Here is a 20386-nt window from a genome sequence, read left to right on the forward strand (position 1 = left end):
CCCTCCGGCAATTCATGATTTGATGTGGATTTCAACCTCGTGCGGGCGATACACCGAAATGATCCGCCCTTCTCCGTCCGCCGCGAACAGGACGGATCGTTCCCGTTCCAGTCCGAATGCGTAGGCCACGCCCGTGTCGGCATCCTTCACTTCAATGTTCGTATCCCAGGCATATTCCGATACGAAAACGTATAAATATCCGTCCCTGAATTTCAGCTTGCGGCCGTATACGCCAGGTACATCGCCCCGGATCCATTCAAGGCCGCTTTGGCAGCCTGCTTCGTCAAGGGCGTACCGGTACAGCGCCGCCATCGAATCCGTTCTGTCGTTTAATTCGATCGGAAGCGGGCACCAGATCAACCGCCCGTTGCCTAACCGGATATTCCGGACCGCGTCGCCCGCGGCCGGGGCATCTGCCGCTTCAACCGTTCCGCCGCTCCGGGCCTCCTTGCTTACTTCCGCAATCCGGCGTTTGCCGTAAGATAACGGAATTTCATGCCCGTCCACGTTCAGCAGCTCTTCGCGGCGGACATTGCAAAGCCGTCCTTCCCCAAGCACATCGGTCAGCCGCTCCGTTTTACGCCAGTAGGCGTCGATGCTGATCGGCCCCGTCACAAGCAAGGTGGCTCCCGTGCGCTCGACGATGCCGAGCAGGCGATCCCAAGCGGCATCGTCGAAATTATGGGCGCTAGGCAGCACGATCAGCTTCGCCGGATCCTTCTCCAGCGGCTCGAGGTCATATTCCGATACGCCGCGAATCGGCATGTTCAGTTGGTAGGAGAACACGCGCGTCAGGCGCGTCGTCGCCTCGTACGCCAGCTTGCGGTTGGAGAAATCGTTCGAGTAAGGAAAAATAACGGCCACTTCCTCCAGTTCGCGTTCCTGGAACAGGTCCCGGATTTCGCCCATAAACTTGCCGAACCCGTACGAGACGTCGGTTTCCGGCTTTTCCGTCCCGTCCGCCCGGAGCGCGCCGATATGCGACTCGTTGGCATTGTCCATGTAAAAATTCGTATTCCAGATCCAATGGATCGCCCCGGCTCCTCCGGTCGCGAAGGCATAAGCGTATTTGCGCTCCAGGATGCTCCGCAGCTCCTCCTCGGTTCGTTTGGCCCGTCCTTCCGGCGTTTCGACGTACATGATGCCGGTTTCCTGAATGACGTTCGGCTTGTCCGCCGTTTTCGCGAAAACGCCGTCCCAGACCAGGTCGTCGTTGAGCCACCACGAATGGACCGTCGTATAGTCGACCGCCTCCTGGTAGAAAAACGGCGAAGGACGCTGCGCGCCTAACGCTTCATCCTGCCCGACCGTGACGAGCTGATCCGGACTCAAATTTTTGATCTCTTCGTATAACTGCTTTGCCCACCGATTGTGCATGTCCATGGAGAACAAGCAGTAGTCGAGCCACCGCGTGCCTTTTTTCTCCAGGATCATGTCCTGCACGTCGAAGTTGATCTCCTGCGGCCCGGGAATCGCCGCCGCCTGAAAGCTCGGCAGCTGCTCCGGCGTCATGTTCCAGCGCTCCTGCAGAAGCTCGATCCGCCCGTGGCGTTCCTCGAGCCAGGCCGAGAAAGCCGCCCGCTCGAACCGGTCGCCGCAGGATCTCGGTCCCGAAGCGAAAATCCGTTTCGGATCGAACATCGAAGGTTCGTTGATCAAATCCCAATCGACGTTGCTCGTCGCCCGGTGGCGATGCACGATGGAACGGATGAACCGCTTTTGCGCTTCCACGCTTTGCGGGTCGAGATAAGGGTTCGTGCCTTCCCAAGTTTCCGGCGTAAAAGAGAAGAAAGTGAACGTCAACTGCAGATCATGTTTTTTGGCGGTGAGAATAAACGCGTCGATCGCGCGAAGCACTTCTTCCGAAGCATGCCCGTCCGCCTGCATCACGTTGCGGTAAGCGGTCCAAAGCCCCGTCCGGATCCAGTTGATCCCGGCTTGGGCCATCTGCGCCATATCCCGGTCCCAAACATCCGCGTTCGGCAGGAACAGAAATTTGCGGGCCACGTCGGAGGCCATGTAAGTCATGCCGACGATCGGCAGCGGCCGTCCGTCCTTCACGAAATAGTCGCGGCCGCAGCTGACCGGGCTTCCCTTCGCAAGGAGCTCCGGGTCGTTCCCCCAGAAGCCGTGACGGAGCACGCGCGTCTCCCCGTCTTCGGAGGTCGCCCGGCATACGACGCGGTAAAGCCCGCTTTGGATGTCCAGCGGCACCGGAATGCGGACGAAATCCAGCGATTTCGTCACTTCGGCGCCGAAACGCTGCACCCAAAACTGGTCGCCTTCGTCCTGCTCCACGGTGATTTCGAACGTCCAGCGCTGATCCGAAACCTCCGCCTCATTCGATTTCGCGATCCGCTGCATCTGCAGCGTCAGCACCGCATGTTCGCCCGGCTCGTAAGCGGCATAGTTGGTTTTGATCGCAAGCTCCGTCACCGGTTTCGCGCAGAAGGCGCTCCATTCGGCTAACGCCTTGATCCCGCCTTGGTCCCAGAACGAAGCGGACGGAGGCAGGTTGACGAATAGCCATCTGGAACCCGCAAAGTCGCCGCGGGAATGTTCCCATAAGACGACGGGAGCCGCCACTTCCCGTCCTTCGCCGCTGATCCCTTTCAGGAGCGGGTAGACCTGCGTGCTCATCGTTCCGGCCGAACCCATTTCATGCGGAAAATCGCTGTTTCGGGTCGTATGGGGCACCAGATTCCACGTATCCCGAATCTCGAAAAGCGCCTCCCGGCCGGCCAACAGCGGAATCTGACCGGACGCAGCAAAAGACTGCACGGGCCCTGCGTTCACGGGCAGCGTTTCGTGGATGAACAGCTCGCGATGGTATGCGGTTTGTTCGGCTTCAGGCGTCCAGCCTCCTTCTTCGCAGCGAACCGGGACTTTGAAAGGCGCTCCGCCAATGCTGATAAGCCCCCCGCCGCGCCGCAGGAAGGCATGAATCTCCGGCCAGGCCGCTTTTGGAAAATACGGCGCGTGCAGATTGACGAAGCAGCCGTCCCGGCTGGAGCCGAGAGCTCCGGCCAAATCCGCCGCGCCGACGACCGTGCCGATCTGCCGCAAGGCTTTGACGGCCTGATCGTCAAGCCCGGGACTGCCCGGAAATGCCGAGTCGTGAAATACGATGACGTTCCGGCTCATAGAATCCCTTCTTTCATCGCTTGATGCACGAGTTTGGAGAACAGGCTGTTGGACCATGCAAACCACTTTCTCGTGAAGTTCGCCGGATCGTCCGCATGGAAACCTTCGTGCATGTAGCCCGTGTCCGCATCGGTCGCCTCCAGCATCTCGATCATCGCCAGCTTCTCTTCTTTCGTCGTAGCCGTTATGCCCTGCATCGACAAGGCCATATGCCATACGAACCCGTCCGGCGTGTGCGGGCTGCCGATGCCCTTGGCCGCCTTGCCTTCAAAATAGAACGGATTTGCCTTCGACAGCGCGAAACGTCTCGTGTTTTGATACACCGGGTCGTCCGCCGACACGTATCCGAGATACGGAATGGAAAGAAGGCCAGGCGTGCCCGCGTCGTCCATCAGGCAGTAATTGCCGTATCCGTCCGTTTCGTACGCATAGATCGGCCCGAATTCCGGGTGTCTGTAAATGCCGTACAATTGAATGCCATGGTCGATGTCCTGCTCGAGCTTTTTCAGCTCCTTCAGAAAATCCGTGTCACGGAACACCCATTCCGCAAACTCCTGCATCTGGCGAAGGGCGACGACGGCAAACATGTTGCCCGGAATGTTGTAATGGAAATCGCAGGCGTCGTCGCTGGAACGGAAGCCGGACCAAACCATGCCCGTATAATTGACCGGCATGCCGAGCCCGTCGTTGGCCAGCGTATCCTGGCGGATGCCGTTATTTCTCATGAAGCGGTACGGAGATTGCTCGACATGGCGCTGCTCCGTCTTAAACAAGTCATAAATCACGCGCATCGCCGATTTGAAGCCGGCGTCGAAAATATCGGTGAGCCCGGTTTCCTTCCAGTAAGCATAAGCAAGGCGCATGGAGAAGCAAAGCGAATCGATCTCAAACTTGCGTTCCCACACCCATGGGGACATTTCGGTCTGATCGGCCGTGTTCCAGTGCCAATCGTTCGCCGACTCGTTAAACGCGTTCGCGTAAGGATCAATCAGAATATACCGGATATGGCGCTTGATCAAGCCGGACAACATGCGCTGCAGATCCTCGTCGTCTTTCGCCAGCGGCACGTAATGCATGACCTGCTCCACCGAATCGCGCAGCCACATGGCCGGAATATCTCCCGTAATGACGAAGGTCGTGCCGTCGTCCATCAGCTTGGTCGTCGTCTCCAGCGTGTTCGGAAAGCAGTTTTTGAACAGCTTCAGCAGCTTCGGGCGATGCGCCAGCTTTTCCTCCGCTTCGCTCAGGACGTCCTGCACGGCCTTCGGAAGTAAGCTGGTCATTTGGATTTTCGGTAATCTGAATTGCTCCATTGGAATCTCCTTTAAATAATGGATGATGTGATCAAAAATGCAGGGGAGCGGCACCCGGACCTTTTCGAAAGCCTTTCATCCGGCTGCCGGCCCCAAGCCAGGCTCCCTAGTTATGCGTAACGACCGCTCCGGAACCGCCGTACATTTCCACTTCCTCGTCGAATTCCAGCTTCAGCACAGTTACGTGCTCATGCGTGTCTTCGGCCGTCAAAGGAATCCAGGTCGTTCCCGGAATGTTGAACCAAGGCACGCCGCCGTGGATTTCGTGCGTCAGCTCTTTTCCGGAGTGCAGCACGGTGATCTTTTTGATCGGGTTGCACAACCCCTTCAGGCATATGCTTTCTTTCGGATCGTCGTAGACGAAGAGATACAACGTCTTTTTGTCTTTGGACAGCGTGCTGCCGCCAAGGTAATAACGCGTCATGATGCCTTCCTGCGTGCCGTACACCGCCTCGGCATGCGTGCGAATCCAGTCGCCCAGTCCGAGCAGGATCTCTTCCTGGCGTTCGTCGATCGTTCCGTCTTCGCGCGGCCCGATGTCAAGCAGCATGTTGCCGCCCATCGAAATGCAGTCGCAGAACATGCGGATGATCTGGTTCAGCGATTTATAATGGTTGTCCGTCGGCACGTACCCCCACGACGAGTTGATCGTCGTGCAGAATTCCCACGGCCCTTCAGGTCTCGTGATCGGCAAGCCCTGCTCCGGCGTTTTGTAGTCTCCGTGCCCTTGAAGCCTCGAATTGATGATCAGGTCCGGGTTGAAGGATTTCAGGTAATGTTTGAACTCCGGCAAATTCCACTGTTCGGCGCTCCGTTCCCAGTCCCCGTCGAACCACAGCAGGTCGACCTTGCCGTAATTCGTCAAAACTTCTTTCAGCTGGTCGTTGTTGAACTGCAAAAACTTCTGCCATCTTTCTTCGTTCTGCACCCCGTCCGGCGGGCTCGAAAACCGGTTGACCGTGCTCAAATCGTCCGGCACTTTGCCGCCTTCGTAGACGCTCGGATAATCCGGATGCGACCAATCGATAAGCGAGTAGTACATGCCGAGCCGGATTCCCCTTTTCGTAACCGCTTCGGCATACTCCTTGATGATATCCCGCTTGGCAGGGGTTTTCTTCATGACGCTCAGATCGCTGTACTGCGTGTCGAACAACGCTACGCCGTCATGGTGTTTGGTCGTCAGCACCGCGTACTTGGCGCCGGATTTTTCGATCAGGTCCGCCCATTTGTCCGCGTCGAATTTGGAGGCGGTGAAGCCGTCCAACTGCTTCATGTATTGCTCGTAAGATATTCTCCCGTTGTAAAAAGACCAGGATTCGGCGACGCCGTCCACCGCATAAATCCCGTAGTGAATAAAAATGCCCAGCTTCGCGTCTTCAAACCATTGTTGCATATATGTTCAGCACCTTTCAGATCAAATGGTCGGCTCTATTCATGCTAAGCCCAATACATCATGTAAATATGTCAGCCTTGCGATATATTGCGTTATTGGATCCGGAACGCATGCGCGATCGGCGCTTTGGCTTCGCGCTCTTTCGCCGGAAGGCGCACGGCGATGCCGGTGTCCGTCTTGCGGTACTCGAGCCCTTCCGGCCCGCCGATCAGGTCGATGCGGCTGAACTCTTTCTGCAGCGGCAAATGAATCTCTTCCGGAACGGTTTCGTTTTCGTCCTTGTACAGGTAGAACGCATAGATTTTCCCGTCTTTTTGCGTAAACTGCACGTTGCCTACCGAATACGGCTCGCACACTCTCGTTCCGTAGATGCCTTCGCCATGGACCTTCAGCCAAGCTCCCATGCCCTGGATCCGGGAAATCGCCGTCTTCGAAATTCTTCCGTCCGGCTGCGGACCGACGTTCAGCGCCAGGTTGCCGCCTTTCGCCACGATTTCGACGAGCAGATGAATCAGCTGGCGCACCGACTTATAGTTATCCTCGTAGCGGAACGAGAAAGCCGATCCCATCGTGATGCAGCTCTCCCAAGGCACGTGAAGCGCGCGCTCGGGCAGCGTTTGCTCCGGCGTGATCAGGTTTTCGTAAGGCCCGCCGACCGTGCGGTCCGCCGACAGAAGCCACGGCTGGATTTTGCGAGCCTTTTCGACCACTTCGCCGAGGCGAATGTTCTGATCGCGGTAATCGTTGACCCATCCGGCATCCAGCCACAGCACGTCGATCCGGCCGTAGTTCGTCATCAGCTCCATGATCTGCTCGTGGGTGAATTGCACGAATTGCTCCCACAGCCATGGATATTCCTTCGGATCATAGGTCGGACCGCGCGACGTCGTCGTTCCCGGCCGCATGCCCGGCGCCCAATAATACGGCGAATGCCAATCGGCTTTGGAGAAATAGGCGGAAATGCCGAGGCCTCTCGCCCGGAACGCATTAAAAAGCTGCTTCGTGATGTCGGCGTATTTATGCGTATGGAAAGGGCAATCCGGACCGGTAATGCGGTAATCGGTGGTACGGGTATCCCACATGCAAAATCCGTCATGGTGCTTGGTCGTAAAGTTTAAATATTTAAAACCGTTGTCCGCCGCAAGGTCCGCCCAAAGGTCCGGCTGAAAACGAAGCGGGTTAAACGTTTTGTTCAGATCGAAATACTGCCGCTTCAGTTCCTCCGCGTCGATATCCCAGTCGATTTCGTTGCGCGACCATTCTTCGTCCACGTCGCTGAGCGCCCAGGACTCGACCAGGCCCAGCTGGGAATACGGCCCCCAGTGCATCATCAGCCCGAGCTTCTGGTCCTTGAACCATTCGAGCCGCTCCAGAAGAAGCGGATCTTCGGGTTTGACCCACTGCTCCTCGCTGCTGTAGTTGTGCACCCCTTGCACGACGACGGATTCTTCTTCCTCGATCAAATGCTCCTTTTCACTCATGGTTATCCTCCATATCACGATTGGTTTGGTTTCCTTGCAAAAACGGGTGTCACGCGGTTTCCGGCCTTGCCGCCGGATTTATGAAAACGCTATCTTTGAGAGATAACTTCTTCGAAGCGGCGCCGATTCCTTCATTCGCCAACCCGAAAATCTTGATTTGCCCGCTTTTTCTTCCGAGGACGCATTTCGAAACTTTCCGGCCCTCTATGTCCAAACCGCCGATTTGTTGGTATCATGGATAGGTACCTGAAGATTATCAGCTGACACAGGAGGCAGAATTGTTGAAACGAAACTACTTTAAATCCAGGCTGTTTTTGAAATATATTTGGTCCTATTTGTTTATCCTGCTGATTCCTCTCGTCTGCATGACGATTTTCATTTATGAAAACGCCGTCACGAATCTCCGTTCCGAAATCGAACAGTCCCGCCTTGCCCAATTGACGCAAGCGAAGGTCATCATCGACGGAAGGATGAAGGAGCTCAGCGAAATCGCGACCCGCATCTCCTACGACAAACGGCTGGCACGCTACCAGGTCCATGATCCGGTCTCCAGCTGGGAGTCGATTCAAGCGCTGGACCAGTATAAGGCCACCAGCTCGATCATCGGCGAAATGTACCTGTATTTCCATCAAGACGATAAAATTTACTCCAGCAAAGGCCTCAACAATTTTGACGTCTTCGCGAAAAACATTCGCTTCAAAAACTGGAGCAAAGATACGCTTTACCGGGACTTGAACGAAGCTACGTATCCGATCATGCGGCCGGCGGACATTGTCACGAACCCTTCCGGCGTCCAGGAAACGATGCTTGCCTATTTGATTCCGATCACGCCGGGAAGCTCCTCCCCCCACGGGACGGTCATGTATTTGATCAAGGAGTCCGAACTCAGCAGCCTCATCGACTCGATTCTCGGAAGCTACCAAGGCCAAACGTACATCCTCGATAACGAGGGACATATCATGGTCGACAACCGCCAGGGGGAAGCCTTGACCGAAAAAGACGCGCAGGCGCTTTTCGATGATTTGTCGCCCGGCATCCAGGACCGGAACATCAACGGACAAGCTCATTCGATCGTCTCCGTCAAGTCGGAAAACAACGGCTGGAGCTACGTGACGATCATGCCGAGCGCCCAATTTTTCAGCAGCGTTTTGCATGTTCGCAGCTTTATCATCATGCTGTTTATCATCGTGGTGCTGGTCGGCGCGGCCATCGCCGTCGTGCTGGCCCGCATGCAATACCAGCCGATATCCATGCTTGTCGAGTTCGCCGCTTCCAAAGCCGGCGCCAAGCGCCCGGATGATGCTTCCGCCTCGGGCAACGAGCTGGACCGAATCCGGACGGCGCTGCAGGAATACAGCTCGCGCGTCGATTTGCAGGAGCCTTTCGCCCGCAACCATTTTCTGTCCATGCTGCTCAAGTACGGCAGCGCCCAGAGCCTGACGCCCGAACTTCAGGAAGCATTCGATCTCCGGTTCGACCGCACCCATCATTTCGTGATGGTCATCGGCTGGGACGAAGAGAACATGAGCGAAACCGAAAAGCAGGAGCGCCAGGACATGATCGAGCTGCTCGCCCAGATCGAAATTCCGGAGCTGAATGCCCATGGATACGGCGTGGAGCTGTCCCAGCTGAACCAGTTTGGCCTGATCATCAGCTTCAATCTCGGCGGACAGGACGAATTTTCCCATATCCGGCAAATCGTCGAAGCGGTGCGCAGCAACATGCTCGAAACCTTCGATACGATTCCGATGATCGGCGTCGGTACGTGCTACCCGAGCCCGGATCAGCTGAACCAATCGTTTATCGAGGCATGCTCGGCGTTTGAGCTCCGCGTATCCAACGATTACGGCTCGGTCACCTATTTCGAAAAGCTGTCCCAAACGCATGACCAGGAATTTTGGATCCCGAACAATACGCTGCTCAAGCTTTCGCAAAGTTTGAAGCAGGGAAGCTACGATGTGGCAGCCCAGATCGTTCATTCGGCCATCCAGAACCTGCATACGTCCGAACATTCCGCGCTGCTGATCCGCTGCGTTTGCTTCGACCTGCTGAACAGCATTTTGAAAACCGCGTCGGAGCTCGGCCATCACGGCATGCTTCAGGAAGTCGCGCCGAACATGATTTACGGCAACTCCCTGGACGAGCTGGAACGCAGCCTGCTGAAGCTGTGTGCGCAAATATGCGCGCAGGTCGAGCAGAATACGCAGCAGGAAGAACAGTCGATCATCGATCAGATCGTTGCTTACATCGACGAGCATTACGCGGACAATACGCTCAGCCTGGAGACCGTCGCTTTCGAGTTCAGCATCTCGCCATCCCATGTCAGCCGCTCGTTCAAGGAAAAGATGGGGCTGAACTTCATCCAGTATATCTGGCAAAAAAGAATGGAAGAGGTCATGCATCAGCTGAAAACGACAAGCGATCCGCTGAAGGACATCATCCTTCGGGTCGGTTATCTGGACACGCCGAATTTTATCCGCAAGTTCAAAAAGGAAACCGGTTATACGCCGGGCCAATACCGCAAAATGTTTTCGCCGGACGGCCAAGCCGCATCCGAGTCCGATTTGGACGGCGAATAATGATGAAAGCCAACATCCGGTCGTCAAGACCGGGACATGTTGGCTTCATTTTTTTGTGCTGCTAATCGATTATTTCCCGGAATTCCAGCGGTCGTACGCGCCTTGGTAAAGCTCTACGATACGGTCTGCGCCCATCTTTTTCAGCTGAGCCACGTATTTGTCCCAATTGGAAAGCGGCTCTTGTCCGGTCACGAACTTCGCTTCCATTTGCTGAACGTACGTATTGAGGTCGGAGAGCAGTGCCGTTGCTTCGCTTTGCTCTTCATTCGTCAAGTACACGTTAGGGAACGGCGTTTTGCTGATCGGTACAAGCTTCTCTGCATTTTCCTTGTCGATCCACTTGTCGAAGTCGCTCTTCAGACCTTTGGTCAGTTCGGCGGAGTTCATGCCCGGCGTCAGGATGCCGTAGTTCGGCGTCATCGTGCCGCGGAATTCCTCGCGATCTTTTCCTCCCGGAACCGGAAGCCATTCTTTTTCATGCGTTTCTTTGTTTTTGTATTTCCACAGCAGGTTTTCAGGGCCTTGGGCGAACAACGTTGCGCCGTCATAGCCGTATTGGTAGTCGATCCAGCGCATCGTCGCTTCCGGAGCAGGGTTTTTGCTCGTAATTGCGAACGTGCCGTTGGCCGAGATGCCCGGGTGTTTGCCGTATACCGGAGAATCCGGGATTTCGCTCTTCACCGGCGTCATAAGCGGGTTGTCGCTGCTTGGGTCGCCGCCGAGCGTAAAGTAAGGGAAGTAGTCGTTAAATACGCCAAGCTGGTTGTTTTGCCCCTTCGCCTTTTTCTGTTCAGGCGTTTGCGAGAACGTTTCGTGGTCGAGAAGGTCTTCCTTCCACAAACGGTTCATGAACGTCAGGTAACCTTTGTAGCCTTCCTCTTGCGGCGTGTAATGCACTTTGCCGTCTTTATCCGCGTAAATCACTTCGTCATAGATGCCGAAGAAGCCGAGGAAATACATGCGCAAATCGTCCAGCTTCACGGAAGTCAGCGGAATTTCGTCCTTCTTGCCGTTGCCGTTCGGATCTTCTTCCTTCACGCGTTTCAAATACGCGTACAATTCTTCCGTCGTTTTAGGCAGTTCCTTTACGTTGAGCGCTTTCAGGAATTTGCCGTTATACCACATCGGGCTCCGGTACCATACGGCGGACAGGTCGACGTTCGGCAGCGCATAGATATGTCCGTCCGGCGTCGTAAACGATTTGCGGATATCCGGATGCTCGTCGAAGATTTTTTTGATGTTCGGCGCGTAACCTCCGTCGATGTATTTCTCCAGAGGAATCAGCACGCCTTGCGTTCCGTAAGTGACCTGCTCGGCAGGCTTGAGGTCCGCGCCGTAGAATACGTCCGGCAAGTCGCCGCTCGCGAACACCAGGTTTTTCTTCGTGGCGAAGCTGTCGATCGGCGAAAGCTGGTAGTTGAATTTAATGTTCGTCAGTTTTTCCATTTCTTTAAGCACGGGCATTTGGTTCCAGTCCGCCACGCCGGCGTCCTGCGACATCATGGTCAGCGTCAGCTGCTTGTCCACGATCGGAAAGCCGTCTTTTTTCACGCCCGCAGCTTCGGTTTGCGCCGAAGAAGAAGCTCCTTCGCCGCCTTTCGACGAGCCGCATGCTGCAAGCAAGGACGCGGAAAGGGTAAGGCAAAGTAAAATGGATGAAGCCTTGCGAATGTTTTTCATCTGTATAACTCCCCTTTGTTGTATTCGGGATGGCAAAATCCCCATTTAGCAAGATCAGCCCTTTACGGAACCAATCATAACACCTTGCACGAAATAACGCTGTAAGAAAGGATAAATCACAATAACTGGAAGTGTTGCGACGATGATGACCGCATATTTGACCAGTGCCGCAATTTCGGCTTTGCTGTTCATCGCCGCGGCCGTCGAGGCATCAATCGCCCCTCCGCCCTGGGCCGCCATCTCCTGCAAGACGAGAATTTGGCGCAAGACGAGCTGCAGCGGATATTTGGCGGAATCATTCAAATAAATGAGCGCCGAGAAGTAGCTGTTCCAGTTGCCGACCCCGTAAAACAAGGCCATGACCGCGATAATCGGCATCGACAGCGGCAGAATGATTTTGACGAACAGCCGCATATTGGTACAACCGTCGATTTGGGCCGCTTCCTGCAGCTCCTTCGGAATCGAGCTTTGGAAAAACGTGCGGGAGACGATAATGTTCCAGATCGATGCGGCGGACGGAATCACGATCGCCCACATCGAGTTGATCATGCCAAGCTGCTTGACGAGCAGGTAAGTCGGTACCAGACCGCCGCCAAAGAACATGGTCACCATGAACATCCCCATAAAAAAGTTGCGTCCGACGAAGTCCTTGCGGCTCAGCGCATACGCTGCAGGCAGCGTTACGATCAGGTTGATCGCGGTTCCCACGACCGTGTACAAAATCGTATTGCCGTAGCCGATCCAAATGCTTGAATTTTCGAACACGCGCTTGTAGCCGTCGAAGGTAATGCCTTTCGGCCACAGCCACATTTCCCCGGAGCCTACGAACTTCGGATTGCTGATCGATGCGCTGATCATATAGATGAGCGGATAAAATACGATCAGGAAAGCCAGAAGCACGTAAATGTAGTTGCAAATTACAAAGATCTTGTCGCGTTTGGTTTCTTTTACGCCTGTTAACATCCGTGCCCCTCCTTTTCTACCACAAACTATTCTCGCTCGTCCGGCGCACAATCTGGTTCACGACGATCAGCATCACGCAGTTGATCACGGAGTTAAACAAGCCGATCGCTGTCGAGAAACTGTACTGGGCATCCACGAGCCCGGAGCGGTACACGAACGTCGAAATGACGTCCGAAGATCCCATGTTCAGCGGGTTTTGCAGCAGGAGAATCTTTTCAAAGCCTACTCCCAGCAAGCTACCCATGTTCAGGATGAGCAGGATGGTCATCGTAGGGATCAGCGTCGGGATGTTAATGTGGCGAATGCGCTGGAACCGCGAGGCCCCGTCGATGATCGCCGCTTCGTGAAGTCCCGGATCCACCCCGGAAAGCGCTGCCAAGTAAATGATGGTGCCCCAGCCTGCGCTTTGCCACACGCCAGACAATACATACATCGTTTTAAACCATCTCGGATCCGTCAAAAAGTCCGGCGCCTGGAATCCAAGACCTTCAATGATGTGCGTCACGATCCCGGTCGACGGGGACAGGAAGGAAATGATCATCCCGGCCATCACGACGACGGAAATAAAGTGAGGCGCATACGTCACGGTCTGGGCCAGCTTCTTGAAGAATCCGTTTCTAACCTCATTAAACGCCAGTGCCAGAATGATCGGAATCGGAAATCCGATGGCGAGTTCGTACAAGCTGATGCTCAGCGTGTTCCATAACAAATCCCAAAAGTAATAGGAATGGAAGAAGCGCTCGAAGTGGTCGAAGCCGACCCACGGGCTTCCGCTAATCCCTTTTGTCGGAATAAAGTTTTTGAACGCGATCTGAATGCCATACATCGGTCCGTAAGAGAAAATGAGAAAGTACAGAAACGCTGGCGCAATAAAGATGTACAATTCCCAGTTCGTGACGATTCTCTTCCAGACGCCCTTGCCGGTGCCGGCCTTTCCCGGTTTCAACATTGCATTGCCCGGAACAGCAGCTTTTGTATCCTGCATAGGATCACCCCTTTCATATGATTTCTTTCTGTTTGTTTTCTCTCGAAGTTATGCAGGGTTGCTAGCGCTTACATGTTTAACGATAGACAACCTGGCAAACGTCGTAAATATGTCATTTTAGGTGCGCCGGAAACCCGCGCGGCATCAAGGTTTTTGGACGCTGACAATCGCGGCTGACATGCTGACAATATGTCGTTTTTGCTTGCCGGAAAAGGCTTTCAGAACGACATCAAATATGACCAATCGACACCAAATGACAACCTTTTCATATGCCTTTGGCATTTCTCCCGCAGAATTTTCAGTTCGCATGATAGCGTTTGCGAAAAAATGGACATACGAAAACAGACCCAAGGGACTCTCTCCCCCGGGCCTACACATGGATATATGGCAAACTATAAACGGCACAACCGAATGGTCTTGATGCTTAAAATGTCATCTTCCCATCAAGTCTAACGCGCTTTTCCAAACAACGCTCCCGCCGCAACGAGCCCTGCAAAACATCCGGATATCGGCGACACGACGAGAATTCCCAATAGGTTCGAACTGGAAGTAAATAGAAGCTTGGCACAAACGACAACGATCATCATGATCGCCACCGTGATCCAATACCTCCGCTTTCGTTTTCCCGCGACCCTGGCCGCGCTTACGGCCGAATATGGGACGTTGGCCAATACGTAGAGCAGGATCGCCAATTCCAGCGTCAAACCGAAAATGGACAAGGCATGCTGCAGCAGCTTATAAACAGGCAAATCGGCAACAACGACGCTGCGCAAAGCGGGATACCTCATCACAAAAAAGCCGGAGGCGTGCGTCAACCCATCGATCAAAATATGGCTGTAAAATCCGATCGCAACCGAGACGATAAACACGACCCAGCTTCGCATGCGGCGGAAATCGAAGGGTCGAATCAGCGCGGAGACCCGCAGATCCAAATCGAAAACAGAAGGCAAATGCAGGGCCAGCGGCTTCAGGACGACCTGAAGCAAAAACAAAAGGAGGGTGCACAGCACGAAGGCTTGCAGCAATCCTGCGTGTGTATGCCCGATCCACTGGTAAGGCTCCATCGCCAAAAAATACTCGAAATCCGGGGCCATGCTGCCAAGGACAAGCCCTGCCAGGCTCATGTAACCGGGGCGGATCCACTTGGCAGGAGCAATGTATAATGGATGCGCGAAGGTGAACGGCATATCGCTATCCTAAAAAATACGCCATAAACTCTTCGTCATACAGGCGTCCGTCTACCATCAAAGCTTCTTTTTCCAAACCGTAACTTACGAACCCCAGTCCCTTATACAATGAGGCTGCAGCCGTATTGGCCGTAACCACCGCCAGCTGGATCTGCCGCAAACCTTCGATGGCTTGTCCCCGGCGCAGAATTTCCTGCATAAGGGCCTTGGCGATCCCTTTCCCGCGATGCGCCGAAGTGACGTACACTCCCCATACCATGCCTTTATGCCTCATCTTTCGTCCCTGCTCCCTCCGGAACCCGGCCATCCCGATGAGTTCGCCTTCCTCCGTAAACGCGCCCAGTATATAATTGTCCGGTTCATCGTTAATCCTTGATTCGACTTCGTTCATTGGGGTATGGACCTGTTCCTCGTAGGAGGAACCAAAAGCCTCGGGCTGCGTTTTCAGCGCCTCAAGCCGCAGCTTCCAGAATTGCTCCGCTTGTTCCCGTCGTAGGTTTTGAATGTGCATGATTCGTTAAACTCCTCTCTGGGGGATCTTCCACGCTTGGAATAACTCGATTAATTCGCGTGCCGTATTTTCGGTAAAATCGCTCACGTTTTGCGCATGGAAATACTTATTTTGAACTCCCGGCTCGTGACGTTCATCTTCCAGCCAGGCCAGCTTCATGTCCCTGTACCGCCCGACTTCGTCTTGCGTGAGGAACGGTTCGACCGCAAACGCCCGCGCCCGCCGCAATTGTTCGAGCGCATCCTGCGCCCACGGCTCCTGTCTTAACAAATGGAATTCCAATTGGCTGACTTCCCTGTTATACGTCTCCCTGATCCCGCCCGGGTCTCCGTCGTATGCTCGCTCAAAATCCGCATAAACCGTCTCCGTCCACCGGATATCCGTATAAATGTGCGCAAAATAGCCTAACACGAAGGCCAGCCATTCCGAATTCCGGTCTTGTTCCAGATAGGAATTGCAGGCTGCCTGCAGTGTAGCGATGCTCGGAAAACGTCCCTCCTGAACGAGGTGAGTGGCGCCCTTTTCGCTTCGGGTAACATGTTCTCTGGCATGGATGGCGTCCGGCGAGATGCTGCCGAGCAAAAAAGCGGGCATGGGATGGGGCAAAGACAGTTTTTGGGCAACCGCAAAATGGACCATCGGCCACGGCATGGCGTAAACCTCCTTCGGGATTCCTTTGGTATTGTCTAAAAAATAATCATCGTTTACGATAATGGCATCATCATTGTAAAGGAGAATGCATATGTTCCGAAAAACTTTCCTATGGAGTATGAGCATCGTTCTGCTCGGAGGCGTGATGTTTTCCGCATCGGATGCCAGCGCCGCGTCCCAGGCGAAAAAATTCAGAAACTGCTCCGAGCTCAACCGCGTTTACAAGGGCGGCGTCGCCCAAGCTCCGGGAGTCAAAAACAAAGGCGGAAAAACGAAATACGCGCCGTTTGTATCCAAAGCCCTGTACGATGCCAACAAAAAGCTGGATCGCGACAAAGACCGGATCGCCTGCGAAAAATAATCCCGGCAAAATCGCTTTCGCATCGGCAGGCAGCAGCCGGACATGCTTAAGGTATTGGGTCATGTTGGCATCGTCCTGCAGCGGGTATGTATAGGAGAGCTCTTGTGCCATTTCGCAGGCTAACTTTCGGAACAACCGGCACGCCGCAAAAACGGCGTCCCGCATGTTTTCATAGCTGCCGTCCGAAAAAGTTGCTTTATACATATCCCAGTAAGGCCCGGGGAGATATTCGCTTGAAATATTTCCCCGTCTTGCCTGCCAGAAACCCGGCAATCATGCCGGGTCCCAATCCACCATGATAACCTCTCATCTTATCCTCCAGCTCAATAATCCGCAGGCCCCGGCTTCCATCCGACCCGCTGGCTCCATCGGCTTGCCCTGCGCATGATCTCCCAGATGACCGGTTCTTTTTCCTCCACGTACTTTTGCCGCTCGTTCGGATACAAAAGCATGAGTCTTTGTTTTTCGGCGGCGTATATTTGGCCTTCATCCGGGTGTTCTCTCAAATAGTCCCTGAACAATAACGCAAACTGTTCGCCGAAGCTCCCCTTCTCCCGGATATGGATATGCACCCTTTTTTCGCCGGGCGACTCCCTGAAATACCGTTTGGTCAACTCCTCGTTGTCCGCCCGATGGATGAAGCCGATGGCTTCCATTTGCGGTTTGTACAGCTCAACCGGTTCTAGGGAGGCCACCGAAACCTGAACGTCGATGATCGGCTTCGCCGCAAGCCCCGCCACGGAGGTCGAACCGATATGGTCGACCCGCAGGGCCGTATCTCCCAACGCATGTTTGATGCGTGCTCCAAGCTCCGCGAACTCTCTTTTCCAGTCCGGGTCGTATGGGACGAGGTAAAAGGTATGGTCCGTCATCATATTCTCCTTGGTTCTTGGTTGTTGTCCTTAGAAACTTCCCTTCCCGCAGAATCTTTCGAATTTTTCCAAATATTCGCATCCGCATAGGCCTTAAATCGTATACAATAGTAGATAAGTACCTTTTTCCATATGAATGAAACGAATGGTGTTAAAGGAGTGCAACGAATGGCAATCATTGATGTCGTCAAATTTGAAGGTCCGCCAGATGTTTATGCATGGCGCCATCCCAACCAGGAATTAAGCACATGGTCCCAACTGATCGTTCATGAAACGCAGGAAGCGATTTTGTTCAAAGAAGGTCAAGCGCTGGATTCCTTTTCTGCGGGACGTTATACGCTAAGTACCGCTAATATACCAATTTTGTCCAACTTCGTAAACCTGCCATTTGGAGGGGAGTCCCCTTTTACGGCCGAGGTCTGGTTCGTTAACAAGCTCAGTTCGTTGGACGTCAAATGGGGCACCAGCTCTCCTCTCGAGCTGCAGGACCCAAAGTTCAATATTATCGTATCTGTAAGGGCTTACGGCCAATTCGGCATTCAAATCGTCGATGCCCGCAAGTTTCTGCTAAAACTTGTAGGAACGCTTCCAACCTTTGATCAGGATACGCTCATTAAATATTATCGCGGCGTGCTTATGTCAAACATTAACGAAATCATATCCTCCTATATCGTCCATAAAAAGATCAGCGTGGTCGAAATCAACGCGTATGCCGCTGAAATTTCCAAACATATCGAGGAGGCCATCGCGCCGGCATTCGAGGAAATGGGGATTTCTTTGCTGAACTTCTATGTCGATTCGATCAACACGCCGACGGACGATCCAGCCGCCCAGCGGATCAAAGCGGCCTTGGCCAAAAAAGCCGAAATGGACATCATCGGGTATACATACCAGGAAGAACGTTCTTTCGACACGATGGAAGATGCCGCCAAAAACCCCGGCAGCAGCGCCGCCGTCATCGGTTCGGGACTTGGTTTAGGGTTCGGCATGGCCGCACCGATGTACGAAGCCGCCCATCAAATGGCCGGAAATCTGACCATGCAAGCTGCTGCCGTCGCAAGCACCAAACAGAGAAGCTGCTTAAACTGCGGAAGCCTCAATTCGGAAATGGCCCGGTTTTGTTCCGATTGCGGTCAAGCTTTGACGGCCCCTGCGGCGAACCGGCAGCAGCAGCGAACTTGCAGCGATTGCGGGAATCCGCTTCTTCCCAACGCCAAGTTTTGCGAGAATTGCGGAGATCCCTACAATCCTTGCCCGTCTTGCGGGTATGATTTCGCCATAGGCATGTCCTCCTGCCCGAAATGCGGAACATCGCTTCCGAAGGTCTGCAGGGAGTGCGGCGAATGGGTGGATGCCAAAGCGAAGTTCTGCCCGAGCTGCGGCGCGAGTTGCGCCCTGAAATGCGGCAGCTGCAATCACGAAATATTGCCCGGACAGAAATTCTGCATGGAGTGCGGCGCTAAATTAACATAAAGCGGGGGATCACATTGATGACCGGAATCGTTCGCAGAGGCTGGATCAGATCCCTGATCTTCCTGCTGCCTTTGATTACCCTATTGTTGTTTGGACTAAGCGGCGGATGGATTCGGGCGCATGCCTGGATTTCGGGGGTCGCCGTCGCCTGTGCCGAGGCCGCCCTGCTTATCGGTTGGCTGCGGTCCGGCGGCAGAGGCCAAGGACATGAAGCGGCGCCTGCTCCTTTTCGCATCGCTTTAGGATTTCTTGACGGAGCCTATTTGATCGCCGTGTTGGCATGCGTCCTGCTGCTCGGTTATGTGTTCGACGTCTCAGCCGCCGCGTATTTTACGGTTCATCTTATTCTTTTGGCCGGGTATGCAGTCGTTGCTGCCCTTCTGAGATTTAGCGGCAAATTTGCCGGGGCTCAGGATCAAAAGCAGCGCGATCAACGGAATATCAGAAACGATTTGCTCAAACGATTGACATCCATGCGCGCCCGCGTACGGGGCATGCCGGACACGCCGGGCCAAAGCGATTTAATGGAGGAACTTGCCCGATTCGAAGAAACCATCGCTTATGGCGATCCGGGGGTCATTGCCGCCCGGGCCGGTCTGACCGGCGTGTTCGAACAGCATCTTTCGCTTCTGGAGGACCAGATTCAACTGATTCAGGCAGTCGACGGTTCCAAAAAAGAAGCGTTAACGGCCGAAACGGTCTTGCTCGTCCGGAAAATACGCGAACTTATTCTTGAGCGGAACAATCTTGCTTCCCCATTCAAGTCCAATTCGGTATAGAAGATATTCGGGAGGTATGCTGCAGCAATGGACTTTAAATATAAATCCCAACTAACGGCTTTTGACCGGGTCATTCTTTGCACTACGGTGCTGATCTTTCCTGCCGGCTACGTGATATTTCCCCTCGGCTTGGTCATCGCTCTTATTCGTGTGTTTTCTACTCACTTTCACCGCAGTTGCAAAGGAAGAAATCACAGGTTGTTAGGTTGGGCGTTTACTCTCACCTATCTTGTTACGATGTTTATCTTTCTTATCACATATGATGAATTCGGGCCTGCGGAAGCCGCGGAATCGATTGCCAATGCGGTCGTCTATGGGGCGTTCCTCCTGCTGCCTGCTTTCATATTTTTCTCATTGATCGGTCCATCGGATCGAAATTTCAATCGGCTGCTTTCGCAATACCACTGGTTGGTCATGGAAAGGGGGATCACCAGCGTTCGGCAAATAGCGTTGGAAACCAGACAATCCCCGATCCCTGCGGAAAGGGACCTCAATTTTATGATCAATCATCGGATGCTGCCGCTGGGCGTCATCGAAAATGGCATGCTTAAATTTATGCCTGGAAGTTATCCGTTTGAGCAGCAAGCCGAGGCTAGCGAAGAAGCTCATCCGCAACCCGACATAGGTAACCATGAAAATCCTGATATGCAAGGCCCGCGAGCGTTGGAATGCCCGGGCTGCGGCGTCAGGGTCGTTGTCGCTCCACACGAGCAGAAGGAATGCGAATATTGCGGCAACGTCATCATCTGCGCGTAATGGTTGGACCCTGAGCCCCTATGGATACAAATCGGCCTGCCCTGCTAACGTTTGGCGTCGAGCAAGGCAGGCTAAATATTTCTCTGGGAATCTTACTTTAAATTTTCATCCATAAATTCCTGCAACATCTCGCTGTTCTTTTCACCTCTGGCTTTATATCTCTGCTTTTTCCGCTCTTCCTAACATTTCTTCAACCGAAACGGAATACAGCGGTTTGCTAAGCTCCAAAATCGCTTTGGCATAATCCTGAGTTTCTTT

The 20386-nt window shown here is 53.9% G+C and carries 16 protein-coding genes and 1 pseudogene; 5 read left to right on the forward strand and 12 right to left on the reverse strand.

Going from position 1 to position 20386, the window contains the following annotated elements; genetic code table 11:
- Positions 1-12: 12 nt before the first annotated feature.
- From KI367_RS09595 to KI367_RS09610, 4 genes are all read right to left on the reverse strand, one after another.
- Positions 13-3144 carry a beta-galactosidase gene (locus tag KI367_RS09595; protein WP_212949213.1) on the reverse strand — a complete coding sequence of 1044 codons (3132 nt, stop codon included), beginning with the start codon at positions 3142-3144 and terminating at the stop codon, positions 13-15.
- The gene (locus tag KI367_RS09600) at positions 3141-4457 is read right to left on the reverse strand and encodes a glycoside hydrolase family 125 protein (protein WP_212949215.1); all 1317 of its coding nucleotides are present in this window, start codon (positions 4455-4457) and stop codon (positions 3141-3143) included. The genes KI367_RS09595 and KI367_RS09600 overlap by 4 nt, the downstream gene beginning before the upstream one ends.
- Positions 4458-4563: 106 nt before the next feature.
- Complete coding sequence (locus tag KI367_RS09605) at positions 4564-5850, reverse strand: alpha-L-fucosidase (protein ID WP_212949217.1); 1287 nt, start codon at positions 5848-5850, stop codon at positions 4564-4566.
- 92 nt (positions 5851-5942) lie between these two features.
- Positions 5943-7331 carry an alpha-L-fucosidase gene (locus tag KI367_RS09610; protein WP_212949219.1) on the reverse strand — a complete coding sequence of 463 codons (1389 nt, stop codon included), beginning with the start codon at positions 7329-7331 and terminating at the stop codon, positions 5943-5945.
- Positions 7332-7612: 281 nt separating this feature from the next.
- Between KI367_RS09610 and KI367_RS09615 the strand changes: the two genes are divergently transcribed.
- Positions 7613-9910 carry a helix-turn-helix domain-containing protein gene (locus tag KI367_RS09615; RefSeq protein WP_212949221.1) on the forward strand — a complete coding sequence of 766 codons (2298 nt, stop codon included), beginning with the start codon at positions 7613-7615 and terminating at the stop codon, positions 9908-9910.
- A 69-nt stretch (positions 9911-9979) separates the two neighbouring features.
- Here KI367_RS09615 and KI367_RS09620 read toward each other — a convergent pair whose 3' ends face one another.
- From KI367_RS09620 to KI367_RS09645, 6 genes are all read right to left on the reverse strand, one after another.
- Positions 9980-11590 (reverse strand): type 2 periplasmic-binding domain-containing protein, encoded by a 1611-nt coding sequence (locus KI367_RS09620; protein WP_212949223.1) that lies wholly within the window; start codon positions 11588-11590, stop codon positions 9980-9982.
- A 54-nt stretch (positions 11591-11644) separates the two neighbouring features.
- Positions 11645-12553, reverse strand: a complete 909-nt coding sequence (locus tag KI367_RS09625; RefSeq protein WP_036714159.1) for a carbohydrate ABC transporter permease — start codon at positions 12551-12553, stop codon at positions 11645-11647.
- 16 nt (positions 12554-12569) lie between these two features.
- Positions 12570-13502, reverse strand: coding sequence for an ABC transporter permease (locus tag KI367_RS09630; protein WP_052147303.1), 933 nt, complete (start codon positions 13500-13502; stop codon positions 12570-12572).
- Positions 13503-13987: 485 nt separating this feature from the next.
- Positions 13988-14725, reverse strand: a complete 738-nt coding sequence (locus KI367_RS09635; protein ID WP_212949225.1) for a DUF4184 family protein — start codon at positions 14723-14725, stop codon at positions 13988-13990.
- Between the two features lie 4 nt (positions 14726-14729).
- Positions 14730-15236 (reverse strand): GNAT family N-acetyltransferase, encoded by a 507-nt coding sequence (locus KI367_RS09640; protein ID WP_306433228.1) that lies wholly within the window; start codon positions 15234-15236, stop codon positions 14730-14732.
- Positions 15237-15242: 6 nt separating this feature from the next.
- A complete protein-coding gene (locus KI367_RS09645; RefSeq protein WP_212949227.1) occupies positions 15243-15887 on the reverse strand; it encodes a zinc dependent phospholipase C family protein in 645 nt (214 codons plus the stop codon).
- Positions 15888-16032: 145 nt separating this feature from the next.
- On the opposite strand from KI367_RS09645, the gene KI367_RS09650 reads away from it, so the two are divergent.
- Positions 16033-16248 carry an excalibur calcium-binding domain-containing protein gene (locus KI367_RS09650; protein WP_246536814.1) on the forward strand — a complete coding sequence of 72 codons (216 nt, stop codon included), beginning with the start codon at positions 16033-16035 and terminating at the stop codon, positions 16246-16248.
- 51 nt (positions 16249-16299) lie between these two features.
- On the opposite strand, the pseudogene KI367_RS27570 reads toward KI367_RS09650, so the two are convergent.
- Both KI367_RS27570 and KI367_RS09660 read right to left on the reverse strand, forming a co-directional pair.
- Positions 16300-16521: pseudogene (locus KI367_RS27570) on the reverse strand (aminoglycoside 6-adenylyltransferase); the annotation flags it as partial.
- Positions 16522-16571: 50 nt separating this feature from the next.
- On the reverse strand, positions 16572-17120 hold the full coding sequence (locus KI367_RS09660; protein ID WP_212949229.1) for a GrpB family protein: 549 nt from the start codon (positions 17118-17120) through the stop codon (positions 16572-16574).
- Between the two features lie 168 nt (positions 17121-17288).
- Here KI367_RS09660 and KI367_RS09665 point away from each other — a divergent pair, with 168 nt between their 5' ends.
- The 3 genes from KI367_RS09665 to KI367_RS09675 are packed head-to-tail and all read left to right on the forward strand — an operon-like array spanning position 17289 to position 20128.
- Positions 17289-18593, forward strand: a complete 1305-nt coding sequence (locus KI367_RS09665; RefSeq protein WP_212949231.1) for an SPFH domain-containing protein — start codon at positions 17289-17291, stop codon at positions 18591-18593.
- A 17-nt stretch (positions 18594-18610) separates the two neighbouring features.
- A complete protein-coding gene (locus KI367_RS09670; protein ID WP_212949233.1) occupies positions 18611-19372 on the forward strand; it encodes a hypothetical protein in 762 nt (253 codons plus the stop codon).
- A 27-nt stretch (positions 19373-19399) separates the two neighbouring features.
- Positions 19400-20128, forward strand: coding sequence for a hypothetical protein (locus KI367_RS09675; RefSeq protein ID WP_212949235.1), 729 nt, complete (start codon positions 19400-19402; stop codon positions 20126-20128).
- The last annotated feature ends 258 nt before the right edge of the window (positions 20129-20386 follow it).

Origin of the sequence: Paenibacillus cookii, from assembly GCF_018333375.1 — a bacterium.
Lineage (GTDB): Bacteria > Bacillota > Bacilli > Paenibacillales > Paenibacillaceae > Paenibacillus_AQ > Paenibacillus_AQ cookii.